We start from the raw sequence: 2,000 nt of genomic DNA, 5'->3' as shown, positions 1-2,000 counted from the left end.
CTCTCCTCGTCCCCGTCAGGGGATCATAAATGGAAAATTCCAGTTCAAACTGGCCTAATTTGGCGGGGGCACGTCAGGATTTGCCCAGTTGGGCGGTGGTAGCGACGGGAGCTGGCGCGGAGCCATCGGCATAGCGCAGCGCCAGATCCCGGCGCGGGTGGCAGGTGAAGGCGAACTCGGAGGGTGTCTTCCATCCGAGCTGTGAGTGCGGTCGTGTGTAGTTATAATCGGCGCGCCAGCATCCGAGCGCGACGCGGGTCTGAGCCAGCGACGTAAGCTTTCGATGAAGCCATTCTGCATGGGCTTGCCCGGCGCAATGTAGTGCCAGGCGACGCGGCTCTGATCCGCCCATGTCAGGATGGCGTTGCTGGTCAGCTCGCTGCCGTTGTCGCTGACCACCATTTTCGGCTTGCCGCGCTCGATCATCAGCCGGTCAAGTTGCCGGGCTACGCGGATGCCGGAGAGCGAGGTATCGGCCACCAGCGCCAGGCACTCGCGGGTGCAGTCATCGACCACGGTGAGGACGCGGAAGCGGCGGCCGCAGGTCAGCTGATCCGACACAAAGTCGAGCGACCAGCGCTCGTTCGGCGTCATCGGCGCCCTGGTCCCGATGGCGCGCTTGCGGCCGCCACGGCGGCGCACTGCAAGCTTCTCTTCCCGGTACAGCCGGAACAGCTTCTTGTGGTTGACCCTATAGCCCTCCCGCTTGAGCAGGACATGCACGCGGGACGCACCTGTCCAAAATGACAGGGATCGTCGTGCACCCGCGCCATCGCCCGCCCCCTCTGCGGAACGCCGAGAGCCCGCATCATTATCTCTTCGGGATTGTCTCGACAGCTTCTCGTCAGCCCGCTCGGTCATACATCAATTATCAGAAGCTGGCAGGGATACCTCGTTAGTAGGAATGCGAGCTATTTGAGGCGAGCCCCTTTCTGAATTGGAACGCGACGCTCGCATTATAGGTTGCCACCTTTGACCCGGTGTCACGCGTTGTTCCGATTCATTCGCGGTCGCCAAGCGAGTCGCCGTGATAGGGGCCGCGCGGCGCCTACCGGAATTGGTGGGGCCGCATCACTCACTCGGAATGCCCTTAACTGAACACGTTCCGACGGTACGCCCATAGGACATCACGGCTGAGAGGTTGCAGCAAAATTGCGCCGATTCATCATTCAAAAGGGAAGGCCGACTCCGAAGGTGCGGGGGCGAACCTTTCTTAAGCGGAAGAGGCTTACGCACCTTCTTGGAGCTACAATCGTACTCTGTTCGACGCGGCTCGCGCCCGCTGCGGACGCCCCCGGGCTGGAAACAGCGAACATTAGAGAATTCGTCTCGTACTTCAGCCCGAACGATTTCAAGATCGTTGATTTAGATGACCTTTACGCTGCCCCTGCAAAGTTCATCGGGCAGCCTATCGAGCTCCGAAACGTGAGGTGCCTCTACGCCATGGATGGCTACCACTGCATTGCACCTCAGCCCGGAATGGTTACGATTGTTTCTGCAAAGTCTGTCGCACCTGCGGCAGAACGGGAAGCCTTGAAGAACGACTGTGCGGAGATCCAGGCGATGGCTCACCTGCCCGCTTGCCGAAAGAATGTTCGAATTATCCCAGCTGACTTGACCGAAAGCTCCCTCCCCAACGACGCTTCGAAGCGCGTCGTTTGTCCGTCGTCAGATAATTTGAGACTGGTCAGGCTTTTTGAGAAGGGAGGCTCTGGCTCATCAGGGTTAGAGTTTAAGCGACCTGCAGTTGATGCTGCAAGCGGCGGTTTGCGATGGTGTCGCGCTTTATGCGGTTTCGTGCTGCGAGGATCGCCTCAGCCCTGCCGAAGTAGACATCGGCTGGCGTGAGGTTGTCATGCCCTCATGATAGCGGACGTGATTATAGTGTTCAACGAAGGCTCCTACTTGACGCTCGAGATCACTGGGTAGGTAATAGTTGTCGAGCAGGATGCGGTTCTTCAGCGTCTGATGCCAGCGCTCGATCTTTCCCTGGGTCTGAG

Annotated in this window: 2 pseudogenes; both read right to left on the bottom strand. The window is 59.2% G+C overall.

The window, feature by feature from the left end:
* Positions 1 to 73 precede the first annotated feature (73 nt).
* Positions 74 to 828: pseudogene (locus AC5ZFO_RS47795) on the bottom strand (DDE-type integrase/transposase/recombinase); the annotation flags it as partial.
* Positions 829 to 1,732: 904 nt separating this feature from the next.
* Positions 1,733 to 2,000, bottom strand: a pseudogene (locus AC5ZFO_RS47790) (integrase core domain-containing protein); the annotation flags it as partial.

It is taken from the genome of Bradyrhizobium sp. Unk1, from assembly GCF_059512345.1.
The sequence above is the reverse complement of the archived record's forward strand: the minus strand, read 5'-3'. Positions and strand labels throughout refer to the sequence as shown.